The organism is Chryseobacterium echinoideorum, from assembly GCF_007474535.1.
Lineage (GTDB): Bacteria > Bacteroidota > Bacteroidia > Flavobacteriales > Weeksellaceae > Chryseobacterium > Chryseobacterium echinoideorum.
This window is the reverse complement of record NZ_VKNW01000010.1, coordinates 106144-132282: the sequence shown is the minus strand read 5'-3', so window position 1 is coordinate 132282 and position 26139 is coordinate 106144. Positions and strand designations below refer to the sequence as shown.

The window sequence follows — 26139 nt, the reverse complement described above, 5'->3', positions numbered from 1 at the left end:
CATATAAAGAGATGATTAAAACTTATATCCTAAACCGAGTAAAAACAGGCTTAATCTATTATCATAATTAATCTCCTGATCGGATCCTGCTATATTATTAATGAATTTTCTCTGATCTTTAGAAAACGCACCTTCATATCTTGCGGATAGAATTACTTTGGAAATTTCGCTTTGTAATCCTAACTGATAACCAACGGTAAATGATTTTGTATTTACTTTCTGAACAAAATTATCAAAGTTATCATCTTTAGCCAAATTGAAACTTCCTACAGGACCTGCATAAGCACTGAGCATATTTCCAAGGACATTTACACCTACCAACACAGGAATGTCAACTCTGCTGCTTTTCGCTTTGATAGTGGTTTGCTCTGCATTTGCATCATTCTGTACCGTCACTTCGTTGCTGAAATTGGTGTAATAAATTTCCGGCATTACATATAGAGCGGTAGGTAAGTCAATTTTTAAAGATAAACCTACGTTAAAGCCAGTAATATTTTTACCTTTTTGTTCTACCGCATTGGTTGCAGCTGTTTTAAGATTTTTCCATGAAGCTGAACTTGTAGGAATCAGAACATTGGCTTTTCCGGCTAATGAAATTTGCGCTGAGGCTAGCATACTAAAGCCTATAAAAGCCGCACTAATTATTTTTTTCATTATCTTCAATTTTGGTGATTGTATTATCAATTGTTTTATTATTCTCTAAAAGATATTCTCTTAATTCTTTAAATAATTCTGATGAGTAAACAAAATCAATAAGATTTTCGTTGCCTGCCGTGATCAGAACATCTTTATTTCCTTCCCATTCTTTAATGCCCAATCTTAGATAAACGATTTTTTCTCCAATCGTCATTACAGAATTCATATCATGGGTATTGATGATGGTGGTGGTATTATATTCTTTGGTAATTTCAAGCAATAGATCATCAATAATATTAGAGGTATAAGGGTCTAGCCCCGAGTTGGGTTCATCGCAGAACAAGTATTTCGGATTATTTACGATTGCTCTTGCAATTGCCACACGCTTCTGCATCCCTCCGGAAATTTCAGATGGAAATTTTTTGTTGGCTTTATCCAGGTGAACTCTTCCGATAACCTCAAATACTCTTCTTTTCTTTTCTCTGAAAGTCAGGTTGGTAAACATATCTAATGGAAACATGATGTTTTCTTCTACCGTAAGAGAATCAAAAAGGGCACTTCCCTGAAATACGGTTCCTATTTCTGCCCTTAGCTGCTGCTTTTCCTCTCTGTTCATCACATTAATATTCCTTCCGTCAAATAATATTTCTCCTGAAGAAGGTTGGTAAACATTCAGCAGGCTTTTCAGAAAAACCGTTTTACCGGAACCACTCTGTCCAATGATAAGGTTTACTTTTCCTTCATCAAATGTTGTGGTAATTCCTTTCAGTACTTCCACGGTCTCAAAACTCTTCTTCAGATCTTTTACCTCAATCATTAGCTTAATATTAATTGTGTTAAAATTAATTCGGAAATAATAATGAAAACCATTGTCCACACTACTGCTTGCGTACTTGCTCTACCTACTTCAAGAGATCCTCCGTTTACAAAATATCCGAAATAGGAAGGTACCGTGGCAATAATAAATGCAAATACTATTGTTTTACTAAATGCATAGTAAATAAAAAGATTTGGCATATACATTTGTATTCCCGTAATATAATCGGCTGTCGTCCAGTTTCCCGTAAGGATTCCTGCAATATATCCTCCGCCAATGCCAAAAACTATACTTATGGCAATAAGAAGTGGGTTAAAAATAACACATGCTATGATTTTGGGGAATATGAGAAAATTAGGGGAATTAACTCCCATAATATCCAACGCATCAATTTGTTCTGAAACTCTCATCGTTCCGATACTTGATGCGATATATGAGCCTACTTTTCCAGCTAATATCAAACTGATAATGGTAGGTGAGAACTCAAGCACCAGTACGGCCTTAGTTGCATAACCTACAAAAGATGGCGGAATAGGGAAAGAGGATGCGTCAAAATTATTAAACATCTGAATGGCAACAACTGCTCCTACGAAAATGGAAGTAAAAATAACCAACCCGAAAGAGTTGACTCCCAAATCATTGATTTCACGCATAAGAAGTTTCCAGAAAACCTTCATTTTCTGTGGCTTCTGTATAGATTTACCAAGAAGCAACATGTACTCTCCTATTGCTGTAAAAAACTTTTTTAACATTCTGCTAAATTAGGCTATTTTATTGAATTTTAAATGTTGGATAATATCTGTTGGTAAAGCAATTTATTATCCTTTCTTTCTTTATTTTGCTTTTTTATCTCCTGTTATAAACAGTATAATTGTTTTAAGAATAATAGCTAAATCCATTATAAAGCTCCAGTTCCTTATATAAAAAGAATCGGCAAGTATTCTCTTATTCATTTCTACTTCTACATCACCCGTATCGCCCCGAAGACCGCTTACCTGGGCTAAACCAGTAATTCCAGGATAAGTATGACTTCTGAGAGTATATCTCCCAATTTTGGGTTTGTAAAAATTATCTACAGCCAGCATATGAGGTCTTGGACCCACGATAGACATTTCACCTTTCAGGACATTAATAAACTGAGGCATTTCGTCCAAACTTGTCTTTCTTAAAAACTTTCCTACTGCCGTTATTCTTACATCATTTTCTCCGGTGGTCTTTTGAGAAGAATCTTCATTTACCACCATCGTTCGAAATTTAATACAATTAAAGATCTCTTCATGATAGCCATATCTTTTCTGAATAAAAAAAACAGGTCCTTTTGAGCTTCTTTTGATTAAAACTGCAATGATTGGAAACAACCATGAACAAATCAAAACTAAGACCAATATCGAAAAAATAACATCAAAGACTCTTTTTAATAAGAAATTAGAATAATAATCTAAAGGGTATTTTGCCTGATTCAAAACCGGCTGCGTTTCTATATATCCTAAGTCATAAAAGAAAAAGCTGTTTTTTGAAATATTGGGAATAAGTGTGATATGAACTTTGTTAGCTTCTGCAAGAAGAAATATTTCACTTTGCTCAGTCGGACTCAATTTATTTTCGGTGGGAATAAAAAGAGTGTGTATTCCGTTTTTTTTCCAGAAATCTACCAGATTTTCTTTATTGAGTCCAGTTTGGTTATAATCAAAAACTTTATATCCAAAATCTTTTCTGTCTTTAATAATCTTTTTCAGAACATTGGTAGAATCTGTTTCGCTCAGGAACATGACGTTTCTATGATTAATTCCTTTAGACCGTATAAACCGTATAGAAAAATAAACAACAGACTTTATTATAAAAATCACAAAGAAAAGAGACAGAGACAGCCAGGTCAGTTCAGACCCAAAAAATTGATTGGAGCTCACTTTTCTGATTAAGACCAAACCAATCGTGAAAAGAAGAAAATGAATAATAAGTCTTTCTACAAATAGAATATAGGTAAGGTTTCGTGAAATATTGTAAATTTTGGTTCTTCCGCTTAGTAAGATCCAGAAAAAAATTACCAGCATCAAAGGAAAGGAGTTTTCGTACCACAGTTCTTTGTCATGTACCATGGCACTGTTGGTGCTGATAAAATAATAGACGAATGCCATTGCAATTACCAGCAGGTCTAGCAATATGATAGCTGTTTTGAGATAACGTGAGTATCTTATTCTTTGCATTGATGTCTATTGAAACAAGCCGCAGGAGCGAAGATAGATAATTTTATGGAATATTGAGATATTTATGGGTCTGAACCGATGCTCTCCATTCCGGATTTTCTAAAATGAAGTCTGTAATTTTCGGGTACATTTCATCACGCTTGCTCCATTCGCTCTGAAGATATAAAGTACAGTTTTCCGATACTTTTGCAGCCTGTTCCTGTGCAAATTTGAAGTCATTGTTGTTGAAAACAATGACTTTGAGTTCATGTGCTTTGGCGTAAATTTCTTCTTTCGGAAGCCCTGTTTTCTTTGGCGAAAGCGTAATCCAGTCGATTTGTCCGCTCATAGGGTAGGCTCCCGAAGTTTCAATATGAATAGAGCAGCCAAGTTCTTTTAATCTTCCTGTTAATATATCAAGATTCCACATCAGAGGTTCTCCTCCTGTTAAAACAATGGTTTTACAGTGCTTTGCTGCAGTTTCTGCAATATCTTCTGCGTTCATTAAAGGGTGAAGATTTGGATCCCAGCTTTCTTTCACGTCACACCAATGGCATCCGACATCGCAGCCTCCTAGTCTGATGAAATAGGCTGCTTTTCCGGTATGGGCTCCTTCTCCCTGAAGAGTGTAAAAATGCTCCATTACAGGGAGCATTTTACCTTCTTTTAATAATATTTCTTCTGTTAAATTCATTTTAAAATTAGTCGTTATAGACCGAAGTTTTATAGGCAATGATGGTATTTTTCATCAACATTGCTCTCGTCATAGGCCCAACTCCTCCCGGAACAGGGGTAATCCAGCTGGCTTTTGCAGCACAGCTCTCAAAATCTACGTCACCCGCAAGATAATATCCTTTCGGAGAATCATTGTCTACTCTTGTAATACCTACGTCAACAATCACAGCTCCGTCTTTGATCATCTCACCTTTCAAGAAATGAGGATCTCCTAAAGCGGTAATAACAATGTCTGCTTTTCTAGTATATTCTTCGATGTCTTTTGTGTAAGAGTGTGTCAAAGTAACTGTTGAGTTTCCAGGGAAATCTTTTCTTCCCATCAAAATACTCATTGGTCTTCCTACAATTTTACTTCTTCCGATGATCACACAATCTTTACCTTTTGTTTCAATATTATATCTTTCCAGTAATGTTAAAATTCCAAACGGTGTTGCAGGTAAGAAAGTATCCATTTCCAGAGCCATTTTTCCGAAATTTTCAGGGTGGAAACCGTCGACATCTTTTCTTGGATCAATCGCATTAATGATTTTCTCCTGATCTATCTGATCCGGTAAGGGCAACTGAACGATAAATCCGTCTACAGCTTTCGACTTATTTAATTCGTCGATTTTTTCCAACAGTTCAGATTCTGAAACTGTGCTTGGAAATTTCACTAAGCTAGACTGGAAACCAACTTCTTCACAATCTTTTACTTTTGCATTTACATATGCCTTGCTCGCTCCGTTGTTTCCAACAAGAATTGCTACCAAATGCGGTGCTCTTCTCTTGCTGGCAAGGATTTTTTCTACTTCAGCCTTGATTTCCTGTTTTATTTCTTTGGATACTTTTAATCCGTCAAGAATTTGTGCCATTTTACTTTTATTACTTTTTATTAGATTTTTTTTAACACTACAATGTCTTGGAATTCGTCTGCACCTTCTTTTTCAACATCATCTCTCCAATATCCTCCTTTTATTTGTACTACTTTTAAGCCTGCATTGGCTGCCAACTCATTTAGTAAATGGATGCTGATCGCAATATTTGCAGCTGTTACCTTGTCATCCATTAATTTAAACCCTTCAAAAACATGAGGAAAATACATACTTCCACTTTCTTTTTTAGATTCATCATAAAGAAAAAAGGTTGCCAGACATAAACCATTCATTTTTAGAACCCGGCTAATTTCACTCAAATACCTTCTGATTTCCGAAACCTGCATATGCGTGAAAACAGAAAATAGAAATGCTTTATCAAAATTTTCGTTTTCATAAGGAAATGTAAAATCTTCTGCTTTCTGACTGAAAGTATTGTACAGATCGTTATAAATTGGCGTGAATTTAAACTTGAAATGAGGATGTTTATTGTTGATGTTTTTGTTACACCAGACAATTCCTTTTTCTACAGCATCAAATCCGTCATAAGAGCCTTCTTTAATTACATCTGTAAGTGCAACGGCAGTTCTGCCGATTCCGCATCCTACATCTAAAATATGGTCGTTACTTTTAAGATCAATATATTTTTTTAAAACTTTTGTCTGTCGGATTCCATGAGCGATAAAATCGCTGCTTCCTACGTAAATATCCCCTTTTTTAGGTTCGTTTTCAGATCTTTTTCCAATAATACCCTCATAAAAATCTACAGGAAAATAATAGATTTTTCTTCCAAGAAGTCTTAAACCCGGAGGCAGTTTATAATAATATGTTCTTAAAAGTGACATTATTATTTATTTGTTTTATAATAATTAATCAACCCATTTGTAGAACTGTCGTGAGAGTTAATGGTCTCATTATTTTCAAGTTCCGGCAAAATTTTATTGGCTAAGACTTTTCCTAATTCCACTCCGAACTGGTCAAAACTGAAAATATTCCAGATCACGCCCTGAACGAAAATTTTATGCTCATACAAAGCAATCAATTGTCCTAACGAAAAAGGATTTAATTCATTGAATAATATGGAGTTAGTGGGTGTGTTTCCGTGGAAGACTTTATAGTTTAATAGAAAATCAATTTCCTTATCAGATTTTCCTGAAGCTTTTAACTCGGCTTCTACTTCTTCTTCTGTTTTTCCAAAGGCAAGTGCTTCAGTTTGAGCAAAAAAGTTTGCTAACAATTTGTCCTGATGATCAGAAACTTTATTTGGGCTTTTCGCATAAGCAATAAAATCCGCAGGAATCAATTCTGTTCCCTGGTGAATTAATTGATAGAAAGCGTGTTGCCCGTTTGTTCCAGGTTCTCCCCAAATAATGGGTCCTGTTTCATACTCTACGAATTCGCCGTTTCTGTCCACACATTTTCCATTACTTTCCATATCTCCTTGTTGAAGATACGCTGCAAATCTGTCTAAATATTGAGAATAAGGAAGAATAGCATACGTGGTTGCTGCATAGAAATTACGATACCAGATTCCTAAAAGTCCCATTAAAACAGGAATGTTTTCAGCAAAATCTGCTGTCTGGAAATGTTGATCGGTATCATAAGCTCCTCTTAATAATTGTTCAAAATTTTCATAACCTACGGAAAGAACGATGCTCAAACCAATTGCACTCCACAATGAATATCTTCCGCCAACCCAATCCCAGAATTCAAAAATATTTTCTTCTGCGATTCCGAAGTCTTTAACTGATTGAATGTTAGTGGATAAAGCGACGAAATGTTTTGCCACATCCTCCTGTTTGCCGACTTGTAAGAACCAATCTTTAGCAGAATTGGCATTTGTCATGGTCTCCTGAGTTGTGAATGTTTTTGAAGCAATGATGAATAAAGTTGTTTCAGGATTTAAGTTTTTTACAACTTCTGCAATATGATTTCCATCTACATTAGAAACGAAATGAACATCTAATCTTGTTTTAAAATGCTTCAACGCCGAAACCACCATTACTGGTCCCAAATCTGAACCTCCAATTCCGATATTGACAACATCCGTAATTTCTTTTCCGCTAAAACCTTTGTGTTCTCCTGAAATAATTTTTTCAGAGAAAGATTTCATGTGATCAAGCACTCTTTTGATTTGAGGCTTGATGTTTTCATCATCAACCAAAATTTCTTTATCAGAAAAATCCCTCAAAGCGGTATGCAAAACTGCTCTTCCTTCAGTTTCGTTGATTTTATCACCCGAAAACATTTTAGAAATAGCGTCTTTCAATTCACATTCTTCAGCTAGATTTAATAAAAGTTCTTTAGTTCTTAAATCGATTAAGTTTTTAGAATAATCAAATAAAAAATTATCTTTTTTGATAGAAAACTCTTCAAAACGCTTCGGATTATACTGAAAAAGACTTCTCAAATCAAAGTCATTATTCCCGAAATGTTCATCAAGCGCTTTCCAACTGTTAGTTTGTGTAGGATTTATTTTAGATAGCATAAATTAAGTTTACGATTTAAAAAGCTGAATTTCTGTAGTTATGGGCTAAATGTCTCTGAAATTCAGACAGTATATTTTAAACTACAAATTTACGTAAAAATAAAACCTTAGTGAAATTACATTATTGAACTTTTTTACTAAAATTTGGTCCTAGATACATAATCTGATTTTAATATAGATTTTTGTTCTCAAATTCAATTCTTTATCGTTGTTTTTTTTTAATCTTCTGGGTTTTGATTTCTATGAAACGGCTCCCATATATAAAGTTGTTTTCTGCAAAATTAAAAACCTCTACAAAAAGCAGAGGTTGTCAGAATTTATATAAATAACCAAAAGGTTAGGATGCCGGATGGTCTGTTGTTTTGATTTTCAGTCTTTTATTAGATTGACTTTTGCGGTAAAAGTAAAATCCCAGAGCAAAAATTATGATAACCGGCCAGATGGTGATTAGTCCGACTATAATTCTCTGAATCAGATAAAAACCTTCCACAAAAGCATTTTTCACATCATACATAAAATTGAATTTGTATTTATTGTCAATGTTTTTCGAGTTGGTAATGGCGATTTCTGCAATTCTTAGCTTAGGTTCTTTAATGTAAATATCTACTGTGCTGTATTTCAGATTATCGGTTACATCAAGATTGGCAAGTTGCTGAAGGTTTTCTTCAGACATATTCTCATCGCTCATTTTTACTTTATCTTTTGTGGTTTTGAGTTCAGAAATATTCTCGCTGGTTTTTTTAATTCTTTTGCCTTCCATTTCTGCATATTTGATGCTTGAAGTCACATCTTCAGCATTGATGATTCTGGAATTTAAAAAAAGCTTTTTATTATTAATCAAAGATAGAAGTTCGCCAAGCTTTGCTGTGGGAACTCTTACCTGCATTGAATTTTCAGTTTGATATTTTTTAATCATCATAGCATTTTCGTCAGAAGTATTGTAAGTTTCCTCAGAGATTACTCTGCTTTGTAAATTACTGTGCGTAACAAATCCGCCAAGTTCCTGTATTGATTTTTCTATGGAGATAGTTGCATCATATACATCTTTTACTTCCATATCTACATTGGCTGTTTTGATAAACTGCTTATCTTTTACAGACATGGTTGCTACTGAAGAAATACTGTCTGCAGAAATTTCGTTACTATAGTTGGTGGTTTCTGAATTACTTTCTAAAGCTTCGCCTTTTTTGCATGAATAAATTCCTAATAAAAGTGCTGTTGCGATGGTTAATCTGATGTAAGTCGTTTTCATATATTTATTTTTTAATGTTTTACTTAGGTCAAAGTTCCAGCAGAATTGTTTGTAATGTTTGAATATTACAGGTAAAGATTTTGTAAATAAATAATTGTTTTAAGATGGTGATTTTAAGTTTTTTGTAAAACAAACATGGATGGATGCGTGGTATTTCGGATTGATTTTTGCTAATGTTTTACAAAATCAAATCTCAATCCGTATGTCTAAAACTTTTTCCAAAATCAGAAACGCCATAGAATTATTTAAATCAATAGATTTTGATCAGCTTAGCGAAATTTCACAAAAAGTGAATCTTCGCAAGCTGATGGAAAATTTTTCTAAGTTGGATGACAAACAGCTAAAGGGAATGATGAAAATGCTGGATCCGAATAAAAAGAAAAAAGAACTGCCTGCAATTGACGGAGACTTTTATGATGTTTCGCACACATTGACTCCCGAGCAAAGAGAAGTGCAGCTTAAAGTAAGAGATTTTATGGAAAAAGAAGTAAAACCATTGGTCAACCATTATTGGCTGCATGATGAATTTCCACATGAGTTAATTCCAAAATTTCAGAAATTAAATATTTGCGGTGTCACTTACGAAGGATATGGCTGCCCCGGAATGCCGTTTTTAATGGAAGGAGTTATTGCAATGGAAATGGCTAGAATTGATGCCTCTATTGCAACATTCTTCGGTGTACAATCTGGTTTGGCAATGGGGTCTATTTACATTTGCGGTTCGGAAGAGCAAAAGCAAAAGTGGCTTCCTCAGATGCAGAAGTTTGAAAAAATAGGAGCTTTTGGACTGACAGAACCTGAAGTTGGCTCCGGAGCAGCAGGTGGCTTAACCGTAACCTGTAAAAAAACGTCTGAAGGCTGGGTTTTGAACGGACAAAAGAAATGGATCGGAAACGCTACGTTTGCTGATTTAGTGATTATTTGGGCAAGAGATTTAGATGATGGTGAAGTAAAAGGCTTTATTGTTGAGAAAGATAACCCAGGTTATTCTGTTGAAAAAATTAAAGGTAAAATGGCTCTGAGAATTGTTCAGAATGGTTTGATAACTTTAAAAGATTGTGTAATCACTGAAGAGAATCGTCTGCAAAAAGCTAACTCGTTCAAAGATACTGCAAAAGTTCTGCAAATGACAAGAGCCGGAGTCGCCTGGATGGCGACAGGTTGTGCAAGAGGAGCTTATGAAAGCGCATTAGATTATACAAGAAAAAGAGAACAGTTCGGTAAGCCGATTGCTTCGTTTCAAATGATTCAGGGGCATTTGGTGGAAATGCTTTCAAACCTGACAGCAATGCAGACAATGGTTTTCAGGCTTTCTGAAATGCAGGATGAAGGAATTCTGAAAGATGAGCATGCTTCTTTAGCCAAAGTTTTTTGTACCATGAGAACAAGAGATGTGGTTTCAAGAGCGCGGGAAGTAATGGGCGGAAACGGAATTTTGCTGGAATATGATGTGGCAAGATTTGTAGCCGATGCAGAAGCTATTTATTCTTATGAGGGCACGAAGGAAATTAATTCTCTGATTGTCGGAAGATCCATTACAGGATTCAGTGCATTTGTGTAAAATGATGTGAATGGTCAATTGTCAATTTTTAAATTCATTTAAGAAATAAAAATCACAATTGACCATTCACTTTTTTAATCCATTTCTTTCAGCGTAATATTCTTAGAAATTTTATAGCTTTTTTTCTTTTTATTGGGCTTTTCTTCTTCACCCAAGAGTTTTCCCCAAGGTTTGAGACCTTCCACTCTTTCAAAAATAATTTTAATAATAGCAATAGCAGGAATACAAAGAAACATTCCGGAAATTCCCCACAGATGTTCGCCAACCAAAATTCCGATAAACGAAAATAAGGCATTAATTTTTACTTTTGAACCTACCACAAAAGGAAGAACAATATTTCCATCTATTGCATGGATGATCACATAACCGATGGCAACATAGATACAGGTTGAAAGAGTGCCTGTCGCAAAAGCAATAAAGCAAGAGATGAGTAGCGATATGAAAATCCCAATGTACGGAATCACATTAAGTAAACCCGTTAAAACGCCAAGCAGAATTGCATATTTTACCCCTAAAATAGTTAAAAATGTTGTTGTAAGAATTGAAACGATGATAATCTGAAGACATAGCCCAATAATGTACCGTTTTGTCATTATTCTAACTTCTGCAACTGCTTCCTTAACATTTGTTTTATGTTTTTCGCTAAATACATTAACAATGAAATTGTGTAATATTCTCCTGTAATTTAAAATAAAAATAAAAAACACAATAAAGAATGCTAAAAAACCCAGACTGCTGGAAAAAACGCCTAAGGTAAATCCTAAAATTATTGCTGTAGAAGAGAGAAGTTTCTTCAATCCCTGATCCAGATAAGTAAACTGCTCATCAATTTTTACATTAAATGTTTTGGAAACCCATTTTTGCAAATCGTGGAAAACATGTGTTGCCTGATCGGTGAGCTGTGGAATATCTCTGGTGAAACTCGAAAGCTGAGACCCGAAGAAAAACAACAATCCTGTAAGTACAATAAGCAATATCATCACAGAGAAGATGGTAGAAAATGATCTGGGAAATTTTAATTTTTTTTCTAAAAAATTGGCAATAGGCAAAAAGATCATTGCCATCAAAAATGCCAAAAAAAACGGAGCCAAAATGCTTTGTCCTAGTTTTATAAGATACCCTATTCCGATGATTGAAACTACGGCTAAAGTGAGTCTCGTGAGGAATGGAAGTTTGAAATAATTCATATAAGATGTTCTACTGTATAAAAATAATGAAATGTAGCTGATTTGAAATGTTTTTCTTTAAAATAATCAGGAAGCTATTCAAATAAAAAAAACACGTCTTTAAAAAACGTGTTTTAATTTTTTTGCCAAGTTATGCATATTACTTTTCCAGAGCAATATCCAAAACTTCTCTCATCCATCCTACGTAATGTATTGTAAGGTTTTTGAGATAATCCTGTTTTATTTCTTCCACATCTTTTCGGTTGGCTTCGCAAAGGATCACTTCTTTGATTCCGGCTCTTGTGGCTGCCAAAAGTTTTTCTTTAATTCCGCCTACAGGAAGTACTTTTCCGCGTAGCGTGATTTCTCCTGTCATGGCAAGATGAGGTTTCACTTTCCTGTTGGTAAACGAAGAAACCATTGAGGTCAGCATTGCAATACCTGCAGAAGGTCCGTCTTTTGGTGTTGCACCTTCCGGAACGTGTACATGAATGTTTTTCTTTTCAATATGCTCTTCATCAATTCCGAGATCAAGATGTTTTGCTTTAATATACTCCAGAGCAATGGTAGCAGATTCTTTCATCACAGTTCCAAGATTTCCGGTCATTGAGAGATTTCCTTTTCCATTGCTGATGATGCTTTCAATAAATAAAATATCACCTCCAACGCTTGTCCAAGCCAAACCGGTTACAACTCCCGGAACATCTGTTAATTCTGATAAGCTTTTTGGTCTGGGAACACCTAAGATTTCATCAACTTTATCAATTGAAATTTTAGCATCATACTCTTTCACCAAAGCAGTTTGTAAGGCAGCCCAGCGTGCAATGGCAGCAATTCTTTTTTCTAAGGTTCTTACACCACTCTCAGAAGTATGCGCTTCAATGATATGTTTAAGTTCAGGATTTCCAAGCTTGAAAGATTTTGTATTCAAGCCGTTTTCTTCCTGTTGTTTTTTGATTAAATGTCTTTTGGCGATTTCAATTTTTTCTTCTAGTGTATAACCCGAAATTTGAACGATTTCCATTCTGTCTAAAAGAGGAGTCTGGATTGTAGAAAGTGAGTTTGCTGTAGCAAGAAACATGACTTTAGACAAGTCATAGCCCATTTCAAGAAAATTATCGTAGAAAGAATTGTTTTGTTCAGGATCCAGAACCTCTAGTAAAGCCGAACTAGGATCGCCATGCATTCCTTTTCCTACTTTGTCAATCTCATCCAGAACAATTACCGGGTTTGAAGTTCCTGCCTTTTTGATAGACTGAAGAATTCTCCCAGCCATTGCACCAATATAGGTTTTTCTGTGACCGCGAATCTCACTTTCGTCATGAAGTCCGCCCAAAGAAACACGCACGTATTTTCTTCCTAAAGCATCAGCAACAGACTTTCCTAACGAGGTTTTACCAACTCCGGGAGGTCCTGCCAACAATAAAATGGGAGACTTCATATTATTTTTAAGCTTCAGAACAGCCATGTGCTCCAAAATCCTTTTTTTGATGTCTTCCAAGCCAAAATGTGCTTTGTCTAAAACTTTTTGGGCTTTTTCTATGTCGAAAATATCTTTGGTAAAAGTTTCCCACGGAAGATCGGTAAAGAAATCAAGGTAATTTCTCTGAACATTATAATCGGGAGAATTGGGGTTTTGTCTTTGAAGCCTGTTGATTTCCTTTTGAAAATGCTCTTCAACCTCTGGTTTCCATTTTTTCTCAGCAGCTTTTTTTTGAAGTTCTTCGACATCACTTTCCGGCCCTCCTCCCAACTCATCCTGAATTGTTCTGATCTGTTGGTTCAGAAAGTATTCCCTTTGCTGTCTGTCGAGATCTTTTGATGTTTTCTGGTGAATCTGATTTCTGAGTTCCAGTTTTCTGAAATCTGCATGCATCATTTCATAGCACTTGTTGGCTCTTTCCATAAGGCTTTTCTCCTCAAGAAGCTTCTGCTTTTCAGAATAAGGGAAATTAGCATTGGTACAGATGAAATTCAGGAGATCATCATTGTTGTTAATGTTTTTTATCGCAAAATTGGCAGCGTTGGGAATATTAGGATCAAGCTCAATGATTTTAAGAGCAAGATCTTTGATGTTTTCCAGCAACGCTTCATACTCCTCTTTATTTTTTGCTTTCGTATCTTTCAGCTTAACGATTTCAGCATTAAAATAAGGCTTTGTTTCAGTGATATTTTTGATTCTAAACCTTTGAAAGCCTTTGGTAATAGCCGTTATGTTTCCTTCGGGAAGCTTAATGATTTTAATAATCTTGGCTAAAGTTCCGATCTGATAAAGATCTTTTTCATTAGGTTGTTCAATATCTGAATTTTTCTGACTTACAATTCCGATAAATTCTCCTTTTTGCTGGGCTTCTTCCAATAATTTGATAGAATTTTTCCTTCCGGCTGTAATCGGAATGACAACATTGGGAAACATCACCATATTTCTTACCGGAAGAATCGGAAAAATATTCTGCGGCAATTGGTTATCCTGATTTATATCTAAATCGGATAAATTGATTTCTTCTGCAACAATATTAAAACCGTCGCCGATGATATCATCAAAATTTATATCTTCAAATTCTGTCATAATAAATTGAATGACAAATTGTCATTTATAGTTAAAGTAGTTATAACCCTCTCACGAAATCTTCTCTTACAGAAGTGTTTGTGTAAAGTGTGAGAAAGTTTGTCAAGATTAATGCCATTTCTTACTCATCAGGAAATGCGGTCAAAATTTCCATTTTAGAGATATTTGAATTTTAAAATTTTAAAAACACAACATATATTTCTGTAATTTCTTAAAAATGTGTATTTTCGCACACTGATATAAAAACTATATTTATAAAATGGCAATTTTAGGACAGATTAGAAGTAGACCTTGGCTTTTGATGGGAGTAATCGCACTGGCTCTTTTGGCTTTTTTGGTAAATCCTGAAAGCATTGATAAGGTTTTTGGTAAAAACCCTGATGTTTTAGGTAAAGTAAATGGTGAAAAAATCACCCGTGAAGAGTTTAACGATCAACTTTTTGTATTGCAGCAGCAGGCAGATCAGCAAGGGCAGCCTAAAAATGGTCTTGAAGAGCAGGCTTGGCAACTTTTGGTACAGTCTAAGCTCGTAAAGCAGCAGTTTGAAAAAATGGGCTTCGAGATGACGGATGATTTGTTCTGGAGCCAGATTCAATACGATCAGATGTTTGCTCAGAATCAGCAGTTGTTTGATGAGAAGGGGAATTTTAAACTTCAGGAACTTAAAAAAGAAGTAGAAACTTTACAAAATACAAATCCGGACGGATATAATCAGTGGCTTAAAACCAGAAAAACAATTGAATACAGAATTATGGCAAGACAGGTTTTTGCTAATATTTCTACAGGTATTACAACAGGTAAAAAAGAAGCTGAGGAATTGATGAAACAAAGAGATCAGCTTGCAGATATTGATTTTGTGAAAGTAGATTATGCTTCTTATCTTCAGAAAAATAAAATTAAAGTTACCACAAAAGATCTTCAGGATTATATCAACCAGCATCCGGTAATGTTTAAAACAGAACCAAGCAGAAATTTAGGAATTGTCTATTTTCCTTCTCAGCCAAGTCCGGCAGACGATGCTGCTGTTCAGAAAGAAATTAACAAGCTTTTTTCTCAGGGAACTGATGCAAGCGGAGGAAAGGAAAATTTCCAGAATACAACAAACGATTCTATGTTTGTAATGGCAAATTCTGATATGCCTTACAATAATCAGTATATCACTTCTGCACAGATGCCTCCTTCATTGAAAGATAAAATTGGAACTGCAGCAATCGGTCAGGTAATCGGACCATATAAAGAGCAGAATTTCTACGTGCTTTCAAAATTGGTTGATAAGAAACCTTCCGATTCTACTTTGTCAAAGCATATTTTAATTGCTTATAAAGGTGCGGAAAGATCTACTGCAACCAGAACTAAAGAACAGGCGAAGAAAATTGCGGATAGCCTTATGGCAGTAATTAAATCAAATCCTGCAAAATTTGCTGAGGGTCTTAAACTTTCTGATGAGCCTAATGCTGTAGCAAGAAACGGTAGTGTTGGCTGGACTACTCCTGAGAGTCAGTTTGCGCCGGGTTACCTAAACTTTCTGGCTTCAAACCCCAAAGGTTCTACAGGATTGGCAGAAACAAGTTTCGGGTATCACATTATTAATGTAGAAGATAAAAAAGCAGGTACGATGAGCTATAAAGTGGCTCACGTTGTAAAAGAGGTTAAGCCTTCTGAAGCTACAGAAACTGAAGTTGATAAAAAAGCAAGAAGGTTTGCTCAGCAGGTTTTAGGGAAATCATTCAATGATTTTGTGAATATTGCTAAAAAATCAAATTTCCAGTACTCTAATGCTAAAACAGCTAAAAGATTTGACGGAAGATTACAAGGTTTAGGAACAGATAAAGATGCCGAAATCATTGCATGGGCTTTTGATAAGAAAAGAGAAAAAGGAGATTCTGAACTATTCAATGTAGAAGGAACAGGAGATAAAGTGGTTGTCTATCTGAACGGAAAACAAGAGAAAGGTCTTGCAGATCCTGAATCTGTAAGAGAGCAGATTGAAACAGTGGTTCAAAATAAACTTGCTGCTAAGCAGATCTCAGAAAAAATTGGTAAAACAGCTAATTTGGATCAGGTAGCAAAAATGTTTGCAACAACAAAACAATCAGGACAGATCAATATGCTCAGTCCAAATATCGCAGGAGCTATGGAGCCTAAAGTTGCAGGAGCTGCATTTGGTATCGCTAAAGGAAAAGTTTCTAACCCGATTGAAGGCGGAACCGGAGTTTATGTAATCGTTAAAAAGAACGAAACACTCAATAAACAACCGGGAGATATAAAAGAGTTTACAGAATCTATTACTCAGAGAAATTCAGGAATGTTTGGACAGGCTTGGTTAAAAAGCCTTCAGGACAATGCAGATATCGATGATTACAGAATCGAAATCTGGAGTAAACTTGGAAATCAACAGTAAAATATTCTTAAATCATACATAAAAAAGTGGCAGAGTTTTTGCCACTTTTTTTACGTTTAACCCATAGCAATACAGAAAAACATTAATATAAATGTGCTATATTTGCTACATTAGAAAAAATTGAGAAAGTGAAATTCAGTAAAGAATTAAAAGCAGGTTTAATAGCACTCTTGGCCATTGTCGGCTTTGTTATTTTATTCCAGTTTATGAAAGGCAGAAGTCTTTTTACAACAGACAATATCTTTTATGCAAAATACGACAATGTTGAAGGTTTGGCACAGTCTTCACCAGTGTCAATCAACGGTCTTAAAGTAGGGCAGGTTGATAAAATTATTCCACAGACAGGTGCAGATGGCAGATTATATTTCATTGTTAAAATAACGGTAGATGATAATTTCGAGTTTTCAAAAAATTCAAATCTTGAAATATTTGAACCTGGACTCATGTCTGGAAAAGAAATGAGGGTGAATCTCGTCTATGGAGGTCCTATTGCAAAAGATGGGGATACTCTGAAAGGTGCTTTCAAATTAGGAATGATGAATAGCCTTTCTTCGCAGGTAGGTCCTGTAAAAGATCAGTTGCAAACAGTACTTCACAGGGTAGATTCTTTGATGGCAAATGCCAATCAAATCATGAACGCACAAAACAGGGAAGAAATAAAGATTTTGCTTCATAATCTTAACCGAACAGTTGGAGCTTTAGAAAATACTGCAGGAAGTGTAAACAGATTGGTAGGAAATAATGATCCTAAACTTCAAAGAGTATTGGATGAAGCAAGCATGACCATGAAGAGCGGAAAGGTAACCTTGGATAAGTATGGGAATCTTGCAGAAAGTATTGACACTAAACAACTGAATCAAACCATTGCCAATTTGGATCAAACGGTTGGTCAATTGAATAAAGTGGTTGCAGGAATTGATAGAGGAGAAGGGAGCTTAGGTAAAATTATGAAAGACGATCAATTGTATAACAATCTGAATTCTGCCTCCACCAATCTGAATTCTTTGATCGAAGATATGAAGGCAAATCCGAAAAGATACATCAATTTCTCAGTTTTCGGAAAAAACAATAAGGACTAATAGCTATTATATTTATGCAGTATCTTGATAATATTTTATTTCTGATATTACTTATTGCAGGTTTCGGTCTTTTTGCCAAAAGTCTGCAAAAAATTTACAGAAACATCAGATTAGGAAGAGAGATCGACCGGAGTGACAGAAAATCTGAACGATGGGCGACTATGACAAGAGTGGCTTTGGGACAAAGCAGAATGGTGAAAAGACCTGTTGCAGGTATTCTTCACCTTTTCGTTTATGTAGGTTTTGTAATCATCAATATCGAATTGATTGAAATTATTGTAGACGGTATTTTCGGAACTCACCGTTTTCTGGCTCAGGTTTTCGGACATGGATTTTACAGCTTTTTCACCGCCACATTAGAAGTGTTAGCACTTTTGGTAATTATCGGGGTTGTTATATTTTTTATCCGGAGAAACTTCTATGGAGTGAAAAGATTAACAATGAAAGAACTTTTCGGATGGCCAAAAGATGATGCCAACTGGATTTTAATTATTGAATTTGCTTTAATGGTTGCATTCTTCACTATGAATTCTTCCGATCTTATTCTACAGCAGAGAGGAGCTTTAGCAGAACATGGCAGCTTTCCGGTGAGCGAGATGACTTTTGTTCCGTTGTTAGAAGTTTTCAGTTTTGATAATGGTTTCCTAATGGTTGTAGAAAGAGCAGCTTGGTGGTTTCATTTTGTGGGGATTCTTTTCTTTATGAATTACCTTTACTATTCTAAACATTTACATATTATTTTAGCGTTTCCGAGTACTTGGTATGCAAATCTTGATTTGTACGGCAAATTCAACAATTTAGATTCTGTTACGAAAGAAATTAAACTGATGATGGATCCCAATGCAGATCCTTATGCTGCTCCGGCTGAAGGATCAGAAGAAGCTCCGTCAAAGTTTGGAGCTGAAGATGTATTTGATTTGAATCAGGTGCAGCTGTTGAATGCTTATTCCTGTACAGAATGCGGGAGATGCACGTCAGTTTGCCCCGCAAATATTACGGGCAAGAAACTTTCTCCAAGGTTAATTTTAATGAAAACCAGAGACCGTCTGGAAGAAGTTGGAAGAAACATTGATAAAAACGGAAAGTTTGAAGATGATGGTAAAAAATTGCTCAACGATTATATTACGAAAGAAGAACTTTGGGCTTGTACAACCTGTAATGCCTGTACAGAAGCTTGTCCTGTTTTATTAGATCCGCTTTCTATTATTTTTGAAATGAGAAGATTTTTGGTAATGGAACAATCTGCAGCGCCACAGGAATTGAATCTGATGATGACCAATGTTGAAAATAATGCTGCACCTTGGCAATACAATCAGGCAGACCGTCTGAATTGGTCAAAAGATTAATTTAAATGCTGAAAATAATTAATTTTTTAAAGAAGAATAAAATTGAATTAATTTTGTGTTTTTGGTTAATTGCTATAAACTCGTTATGGTATTTGGTTATTAGTATTTTTTTTGTTAAAACGTATTATTCAGAAAGCACATTTAATTATGTAATGCTATTGCCGACTTTTATTGCGATAATATATTTAATTTTAAAGAAAGTTAATTCTTCAGAATTTTTACTTTTTCTGCCATTGAGATTTTTGATAATTAATTTTGCTTTACATATCTTAATTCTGAATTTAACTACAAATACTTTTGTTTCAATTTTAAACAGACAAAAATATATTGATTTAGAAGGGTTTTTAATCGAAACATATCAAGATCAGTTTTTAGAAAGTAAAGTTACTTTTATAGAAAAGATTTATAATAAATTATTTAATAAAAATTCGTAGCCAATTATGGATTTCACTATAAAAACAATGGCAGATTATGCTGCCGAAGGTAAATCTCCCGAAGTTCTGTTTTGGGTAGGATGTGCGGGAAGTTTTGACGACCGTGCTAAAAAAATCACAAAAGCTTTTTGCAAAATATTAAACAAAATCGGGGTAGAATTTGCTGTCCTCGGTCAGGAAGAAGGCTGTACAGGTGACCCTGCAAAACGAGCAGGAAACGAATTTGTTTTTCAGATGATGGCAATGACGAATATTGAAATTCTGAATGCCTACGAAGTAAAAAAAATAGTTACCGCTTGTCCGCACTGCTTCAATACACTTAAAAATGAATATCCAAGTTTGGGCGGAAACTATGAAGTTATTCATCACACCCAGTTTCTGAGACAACTGATGGAGGAGGGAAGATTGAAGATTGAAGGTGGAGCTTTTAAAGGAAAAAGAATTACTTTTCATGATCCTTGTTATTTGGGAAGAGCCAATAACGAGTACGAAGCACCAAGAGAATTGCTGGAAAAACTTGATGCCGAACTGGTAGAAATGAAGCGCTGTAAAACCAATGGACTTTGCTGTGGAGCAGGTGGAGCGCAAATGTTTAAAGAACCTGAAAAAGGTAAAAAAGATATCAATATTGAAAGAACAGAAGAGGCTTTGTCGTTTGAGCCTAAAGTGATTGCAACAGGGTGTCCTTTCTGCAATACGATGCTTACCGATGGAGTGAAACATTTTAATAAAAATACAGAAGTCGAGGTGAAAGATATTGTAGAACTTCTGGCTGAAGCTGAAGACTTATAATCTATTAACTTTACAAAATAGAGCAACTCAGGATCATTCTTGAGTTGTTTTGTTTTAATAATTTGTACTAACTTTCCCATTTATTAAAAAGATGAGAAGTATTTTAGCTTTAATTTTCAGATCTATTTTCAAAATTGATTTCTTCAGGAAAAAATACTTCACCTTTCATAAGTATTTGTTTAGCCGTTACCCTCTTTTTAAAGGAGTAAAAAAGGATGTGGTTTATCGAAATCAATTTAAAATGAATCTGAATCTTGATGACTGGATCCAGCAGCAGATTTATTTTCTGGGAGATTACGAAAAGTCTGAGATTGATTATTTATACAAGACATTAAAGGAAGGAGACTGTTTTATTGATGTCGGTGGAAATATAGGCGTGTTCTCTCTTAATGCATCAAAATTGGTAGGTAAAACCGGTAATGTATACGCATTTGAGGCTTTTAAACCTAATTATCAAATTTTTAATACCCATCTGAAAGCAAACAATATTCATAATGTTAGACTTGAACATCTTGCTGTTTCTTCAGAATCCGGATTTTTAGAAATCTTTTATAATGAGGCTTATGATAATGTAGGAATGGCTTCTTCTTATCTGTCAAATTATACAGCAAGAGAACTCGTTCAAAGTATGGATCTTGATACTTATGTAAAAAACAAAAACATTTCTAAAATTGATTTAATCAAAATAGACATTGAAGGAGGAGAGTATTCTGAGTTATTAGGAATGAGCGAAGTTTTAAATAATTTTAAACCGAAAATTATCATCGAAATCAATAAGATAGCTTTAAAAAACTCGGGTTACAGCGAAGATCAAATCAAAAGATTATTTTCCGAAAAAGAATATCAAGTGATAAAAATTCTCAGCGAAAATGATAACTCTTATAACGCGGTCTTTGAATTTATGGGATCGAAATAACTTTAATGTATCAATAAAAAACCGTAATTTTATCTAAATTTTACGGCAACGAAATCGCTACACTTATGAAAAACAAAACGTATGAAATAAGCGATTTCATTTAACAAATAAAATCTGATATGAAAATAGAAGAATCAAACATTGTAGAAACCAACGACTACAGAGTCATCATATATCCGGCTTCAAGACCTTTCACCACAAAAGAAGCAAAAACAATCACTGAAAAGCTGTATGATTTTCTCGCAGGTTGGGCAGCTCACGGAAAGCCACTTTCTTCATCTTTTAAAATTGAAAAAAATCAGTTTATTGTAGTTTGTGTGGACGAAGAAAAAGAAGCAGCTTCAGGCTGCAGTATTGATGCTTTAGGAAAAGTAATGCGGGAAATTGATGAAGAATATCAGCTTGGGCTGTTTGACAGAATGAAAGCCAGCTTTGTAGAAAATGGCGAAGTAAAAACACTGAAACTTCAGGATTTTAAAGCCAAACTGAGAAATAACGAGCTTTCACCAGATATTCAGGTTTTTGACTTTTCAAAAAATACTTATCTTGATTTCATCAGCCATTTTCTTCTGCCTCTGGAAAGAAGTTGGGCGGCTTCGATCAAGTAACGGTAAATGAAAATACTTTTTATCTCATCATGGTTTCCTAATAAGTTGGAATCTACCAACGGAAATTTTGTACAAAGACATGCAGAATCTGTTGCGCTGTTGCATGAGGTAGAAATTCTTCATGCAATTGGTGATCCTTCACAAAATGAGAAACTAATATTTGACGATCAATTCATCAACGGAATCAGAACGCTTGTGGTGTATTACAGAAATTCGTCAAATCCTGCGCTTAATTTTATACGAAGGATGGAAGCGTATCTTAAAGGATTCAGAATGATGCAGAAGCCGGATTTGGTTCACGCCAATATTCTGCAAAAAACTATGCTGTTTGCAGTGTTTCTAAAGAAAAAGTATCAGATTCCGTTTGTTATCTCGGAGCATTGGTCGGGTTTCCTTCCGGTTAATCGTTCCCAATTATCATTTGGCGAAAAGTTTTTAGCAAAAACAATTGCAAAACATGCAGATTTTGTATTGCCTGTAAGCGATATTCTAAAAAATAGTCTAAAGCAGATGGACATTGGAAGTCAATTTGCGGTAGTTGGAAATGTCATCAATACTCAGATCTTCTATCCGGAAAAAAAAGAAAAATCAACATTTAGATTTTTTCATCTTTCCAATTTAATTCCGTTAAAAAATCCTGATTCGATCATTAATGCAGCTTTAAGGTTGAGAAAAGATTCCGATAATTTTGAGCTTCATATTGGCGGTGACGGAGATTATCAAAGATTGAATGATATAGTTAAAAAAAACAATGCCGAAAATTTCATTAAAGTCTTTGGAGAAATTTCTCACACTGAAGCTGCACAAAAAATGAGAGAAAGTGATTGTTTTGTCTTATTCAGCGATTATGAGAGTTTTTCCTGTGTTTTGCTGGAGTCTCTTTCTTCGGGTGTTCCGGTGATTGCGACAAAAGTGGGAGCTATTCCTGAGATCATTAAAGAAAATCAGGGTATTCTGATTAATCAGTCTGATGATGATTTGTACGGAGCAATGCTTACCATTTTAAAAGGGAATTACAGGCTTGATTCTGCAGAAGAACTTCACCAGTATGTGGAGAAAAATTTTTCAGCAAAAAAAATAGCTGAACTCTTTGATGATGTTTATCAGAAATCTGTGATTGACTCATAAAAATCTTTTGACCGTTTTAAAATGAAAAGTTTGTTAGATTTTATAAAAGCATTTCTCAGGAACAACGGTCAGTTTGTGTTTTTGTCTTTGCTGATTGCTAAAATTTGCGCTTTTGCAGGTTCCGTTTTGATGGTCAGGATTTTACCTGAAAACGAATTTGGGGTTCTTACTATTGCGGCAACGGTTTTTGCTGTTTTCTCTCCATTCAGTGGTTTTGGAAGTACGCAAAGCCTCATGAGATTCGGATCTTTATGTGATGATGAAAAAGCCAAAAGCGAACTGTCTGATTACCTTTTCAAAAAAGGATTTATTAATCAACTGTTATTGAGTATTGTATTCTTTCTTTTTGCTTTCGTGTACATTAATCAGTATTCTCAAATATTTTTGATTTTTTCATTTTTTACGATCCGTTTGGTAGGAGTTTACTTTTTCTATCATATTCAGTCCGAAAGACGTATTCATTTTAAAAACAGAGATTTTGCAAGAATGAATAATGTCGTTAATATTTCCGGATTACTGATGATGCTGTTGTTTACTTATTATTGGGGACTTTTGGGTTATCTGATTGCCAATGCATTGGCACCCTTTATTTCGCTTTTTTGGTTTCAGGGATCAATTAAAAATGCTGCTCCAGATTTACATCAGTTCGGTAAAAAAGAAATTTGGTCTTTTGCGCTACATGCATCTTCTACAGCTTTGCTTTCCGATGCCTTTTTTTCTGCGGATATTCTCCTGTTGAGCTTTTTTAAAGATGAAAATGCAGTTGCCAATTATAAAATTGCTATTCTTATTCCTTCCAACATTACTTTTCTGGCACTTTCTTTTCTGCAGAGTGATTATCCTGTTTTGGCAAAAAACTTCAGAAATAAAGTTTTTCTAAAAAATTATATATTTAATTATTACAAAATTTTTATTCCGGTTTCAGCAGCAATATTTATTTCCGGATATTTCTTGAGCGGATTTATCATGAAGATATTTTTTGGAGCTGAATATATGGATAATTCTTTCGTTTTCTCTTTGTTTCTTCTGGCATTTTGCGGAAGCATGCTGCTGAGAAATTTATACGGAAATCTTTTGGCGGCGGTCGGTATGATGAAAAAAAACACCCTGTATTCTGCTCTTTCTATCATTATTTTAAGTTTTTTTGCATTTTTACTGGTACCCAAAGGCGGACTTGAAGGAATGGCAGTAGCAATGAGTATATCACTTACTTTGATGGGATTTTTTCTGATGTTTTCTTTTTTGAATTATCTCCGAAAACTAAAATAAAGTAACTTTGTATCATGAAGAAACATTTTCTTGCTTATATATTCATTGGTTTTGCATTGGTAAGTTGCGGAAGTGACGAAGATTCTCTGCAGAAAATAGATCAGAAACTGCAGATTTTTATGAAAGATGCTTCGGGAAAAGATTTGGTAAATCCCACCAAAGTCGGATCTTATTCCGGGATTACGTGGAATGATGAGCTTGCTCCTACTGATGTAGCCAATGTCAATTTTTCAAGACAGATGCTTTCTGATTCTACGTATTATATGGAATATCTTGCGGGAGCTACAAGACAATTGGTTTCAGAATCAGCAGACGGAAACAAAATCTACCGTTCTGAAATACAGTTTTCTTTGACAAAGAAAATATCGAATACAGAATTTGCTCCTGTAGAAAGAGATACTCTGCAGATTTTCTACAGAATGACGCCGGCGGTTTTTGAGGTTTCGGAGGTATATTATAACAAAGTTTTGAAATTTTCAAAAACGGCGGATCAGCCAAATATAGTTACAATTGTAAAATAATCTTAAATTTGCAAAATTCTGTTGGATGATGGAAGCATGATGGTAGAATTATGCAACACCCAACAACAAACATCTAACACCCACAACAAATGTTACAGGTTCAGTTTTTGCGCGACAATAAAGAACGCGTTTTAGAAGGTCTTAAGAAAAGACAGTTCAGGCATCTTGATCTGGTAGATGAAGCTATTGCTACCGATGAACAAAGAAAAAAAATTCAGTTTGAATTAGATTCCCAATTGTCAGAAATCAATAAAATCTCTAAAGAGATTGGTATGCTGATGAAAGAAGGAAAAAAAGAAGAAGCCGAAGCATCCAAATCTAAAACAGCGCAGTATAAAGAGTCGAGCAAAGAATTGCAGTCTCAGTTAGAAATTAAAGAAAAAGCTTTACTTGACATTCTTTATCAAATTCCCAATATTCCCAACGAACTGGTAAAAAACGGAGTTTCTGCTGACGATAACGAAATTATTTATCAGTCTCATGATGTTGAAGGTTTAGGTGAAGGAGCTATTCCTCACTGGGAGCTGGCAAAAAAATATAATCTGATTGATTTTGAACTGGGAGTAAAGATTGCCGGAGCAGGGTTTCCGGTTTATCTCGGAAAGGGAGCGAGATTGCAGAGAGCTTTGGTGCAATATTTCCTAGATAAAAATGTAGATGCAGGTTATGAGGAAGTTAATCCTCCTCATGTGGTAAACGAAGCTTCCGGATACGGAACGGGACAATTGCCGGATAAAGAAGGGCAGATGTATCACATTGGTCTTGATGATTTATACCTAATTCCTACTGCCGAAGTTCCGGTAACCAATCTTTACCGCGATGTTTTACTGGATGAAAAAGACCTTCCTATTAAAAATACGGCGTTCTCTCAATGCTATAGAAGAGAAGCAGGAAGTTACGGAGCTCATGTAAGAGGTCTGAATCGTCTTCATCAGTTTGAAAAAGTAGAAATAGTAAGGCTTGAAAAACCTGAAAATTCTTACGCTGTTCTGGAAGAGATGGTAGACCATATTAAAGATATTCTGGAAGATCTGGAGCTTCCATACAGAGTTCTAAGACTGTGTGGCGGAGATACAGGTTTTGCTTCAGCTATGACATACGATTTTGAAGTATGGAGTGCGGCACAGGAGAAATGGCTTGAAGTAAGCTCTGTTTCCAATTTTGAAACTTTTCAGGCGAACAGATTGAAATGCCGTTATAAAGCAGACGGAAAATCTCAGTTGGTTCACACATTGAATGGTTCTGCAATGGCACTGCCAAGAATTATGGCGGCTTTACTGGAGAACAACCAGACAGAAAGAGGAATAAAACTTCCAAAGAAAATTGCTGAATATGCAAAATTTGATTTGATTAACTAAAACCTTTTTGCTTACCAATAAGAAGTCCG

General features: G+C 35.1%; 22 protein-coding genes. 11 read left to right on the top strand and 11 right to left on the bottom strand.

From position 1 onward, the window contains the following. Window positions 1-15 precede the first annotated feature (15 nt). The 9 genes from FOL89_RS13890 to FOL89_RS13850 all read right to left on the bottom strand — a co-directional run bounded on the left by FOL89_RS13890 (window position 16) and on the right by FOL89_RS13850 (window position 8962). On the bottom strand, window positions 16-654 hold the full coding sequence (locus FOL89_RS13890) for an outer membrane beta-barrel protein (protein WP_144283401.1): 639 nt from the start codon (window positions 652-654) through the stop codon (window positions 16-18). After that, window positions 638-1453 (bottom strand): ABC transporter ATP-binding protein, encoded by an 816-nt coding sequence (locus FOL89_RS13885; protein WP_144283400.1) that lies wholly within the window; start codon window positions 1451-1453, stop codon window positions 638-640. Before FOL89_RS13885 ends, FOL89_RS13890 begins: the two co-directional genes overlap by 17 nt. Further along, window positions 1453-2205, bottom strand: a complete 753-nt coding sequence (locus FOL89_RS13880; protein ID WP_144283399.1) for an MlaE family ABC transporter permease — start codon at window positions 2203-2205, stop codon at window positions 1453-1455. The genes FOL89_RS13885 and FOL89_RS13880 overlap by 1 nt, the downstream gene beginning before the upstream one ends. 81 nt (window positions 2206-2286) lie before the next feature. After that, complete coding sequence (locus tag FOL89_RS13875) at window positions 2287-3657, bottom strand: exopolysaccharide biosynthesis polyprenyl glycosylphosphotransferase (RefSeq protein WP_144283398.1); 1371 nt, start codon at window positions 3655-3657, stop codon at window positions 2287-2289. A 43-nt stretch (window positions 3658-3700) separates the two neighbouring features. Beyond that, window positions 3701-4330, bottom strand: a complete 630-nt coding sequence (locus tag FOL89_RS13870; RefSeq protein ID WP_144283397.1) for a 7-carboxy-7-deazaguanine synthase QueE — start codon at window positions 4328-4330, stop codon at window positions 3701-3703. A gap of 7 nt (window positions 4331-4337) precedes the next feature. Next, window positions 4338-5222 carry a bifunctional 5,10-methylenetetrahydrofolate dehydrogenase/5,10-methenyltetrahydrofolate cyclohydrolase gene (locus FOL89_RS13865; RefSeq protein ID WP_144283396.1) on the bottom strand — a complete coding sequence of 295 codons (885 nt, stop codon included), beginning with the start codon at window positions 5220-5222 and terminating at the stop codon, window positions 4338-4340. A 20-nt stretch (window positions 5223-5242) separates the two neighbouring features. Then, window positions 5243-6067 carry a class I SAM-dependent methyltransferase gene (locus tag FOL89_RS13860; RefSeq protein WP_144283395.1) on the bottom strand — a complete coding sequence of 275 codons (825 nt, stop codon included), beginning with the start codon at window positions 6065-6067 and terminating at the stop codon, window positions 5243-5245. Window positions 6068-6069: 2 nt separating this feature from the next. Further along, on the bottom strand, window positions 6070-7710 hold the full coding sequence (gene pgi / locus FOL89_RS13855) for a glucose-6-phosphate isomerase (protein ID WP_144283394.1): 1641 nt from the start codon (window positions 7708-7710) through the stop codon (window positions 6070-6072). Window positions 7711-8047: 337 nt separating this feature from the next. After that, window positions 8048-8962, bottom strand: a complete 915-nt coding sequence (locus tag FOL89_RS13850) for a DUF4349 domain-containing protein (RefSeq protein ID WP_144283393.1) — start codon at window positions 8960-8962, stop codon at window positions 8048-8050. 202 nt (window positions 8963-9164) lie between these two features. Here FOL89_RS13850 and FOL89_RS13845 point away from each other — a divergent pair, with 202 nt between their 5' ends. Next, window positions 9165-10523: an acyl-CoA dehydrogenase family protein gene (locus tag FOL89_RS13845; RefSeq protein WP_144283423.1), complete on the top strand. Its 1359-nt coding sequence runs from the start codon at window positions 9165-9167 to the stop codon at window positions 10521-10523. 74 nt (window positions 10524-10597) lie between these two features. On the opposite strand, the gene FOL89_RS13840 is transcribed toward FOL89_RS13845, so the two are convergent. Both FOL89_RS13840 and lon read right to left on the bottom strand, forming a co-directional pair. Then, window positions 10598-11710, bottom strand: a complete 1113-nt coding sequence (locus tag FOL89_RS13840) for an AI-2E family transporter (protein WP_144283392.1) — start codon at window positions 11708-11710, stop codon at window positions 10598-10600. A gap of 139 nt (window positions 11711-11849) precedes the next feature. Further along, window positions 11850-14258 (bottom strand): endopeptidase La, encoded by a 2409-nt coding sequence (lon, locus tag FOL89_RS13835; RefSeq protein WP_144283391.1) that lies wholly within the window; start codon window positions 14256-14258, stop codon window positions 11850-11852. Window positions 14259-14517: 259 nt separating this feature from the next. Between lon and FOL89_RS13830 the strand changes: the two genes are divergently transcribed. From FOL89_RS13830 to serS, 10 genes are all read left to right on the top strand, one after another. After that, complete coding sequence (locus FOL89_RS13830; protein WP_144283390.1) at window positions 14518-16659, top strand: peptidylprolyl isomerase; 2142 nt, start codon at window positions 14518-14520, stop codon at window positions 16657-16659. 128 nt (window positions 16660-16787) lie between these two features. Next, complete coding sequence (locus FOL89_RS13825) at window positions 16788-17738, top strand: MlaD family protein (protein ID WP_144283389.1); 951 nt, start codon at window positions 16788-16790, stop codon at window positions 17736-17738. A 14-nt stretch (window positions 17739-17752) separates the two neighbouring features. Beyond that, a complete protein-coding gene (locus tag FOL89_RS13820) occupies window positions 17753-19084 on the top strand; it encodes a (Fe-S)-binding protein (RefSeq protein WP_144283388.1) in 1332 nt (443 codons plus the stop codon). A 440-nt stretch (window positions 19085-19524) separates the two neighbouring features. Next, window positions 19525-20310: a (Fe-S)-binding protein gene (locus FOL89_RS13815; protein WP_144283387.1), complete on the top strand. Its 786-nt coding sequence runs from the start codon at window positions 19525-19527 to the stop codon at window positions 20308-20310. Between the two features lie 91 nt (window positions 20311-20401). Then, entirely contained in the window at window positions 20402-21226 is an 825-nt protein-coding gene (locus FOL89_RS13810; protein WP_144283386.1) for an FkbM family methyltransferase, read from the top strand. A 119-nt stretch (window positions 21227-21345) separates the two neighbouring features. Then, complete coding sequence (locus FOL89_RS13805; RefSeq protein WP_144283385.1) at window positions 21346-21834, top strand: hypothetical protein; 489 nt, start codon at window positions 21346-21348, stop codon at window positions 21832-21834. A gap of 6 nt (window positions 21835-21840) precedes the next feature. Beyond that, a complete protein-coding gene (locus FOL89_RS13800; protein ID WP_144283384.1) occupies window positions 21841-22962 on the top strand; it encodes a glycosyltransferase family 4 protein in 1122 nt (373 codons plus the stop codon). 21 nt (window positions 22963-22983) lie between these two features. Next, window positions 22984-24231 (top strand): oligosaccharide flippase family protein, encoded by a 1248-nt coding sequence (locus tag FOL89_RS13795; RefSeq protein WP_144283383.1) that lies wholly within the window; start codon window positions 22984-22986, stop codon window positions 24229-24231. Window positions 24232-24245: 14 nt separating this feature from the next. After that, on the top strand, window positions 24246-24752 hold the full coding sequence (locus tag FOL89_RS13790) for a hypothetical protein (RefSeq protein ID WP_144283382.1): 507 nt from the start codon (window positions 24246-24248) through the stop codon (window positions 24750-24752). Between the two features lie 89 nt (window positions 24753-24841). Continuing rightward, window positions 24842-26110 carry a serine--tRNA ligase gene (gene serS / locus FOL89_RS13785; RefSeq protein WP_144283381.1) on the top strand — a complete coding sequence of 423 codons (1269 nt, stop codon included), beginning with the start codon at window positions 24842-24844 and terminating at the stop codon, window positions 26108-26110. Window positions 26111-26139 lie beyond the last annotated feature (29 nt).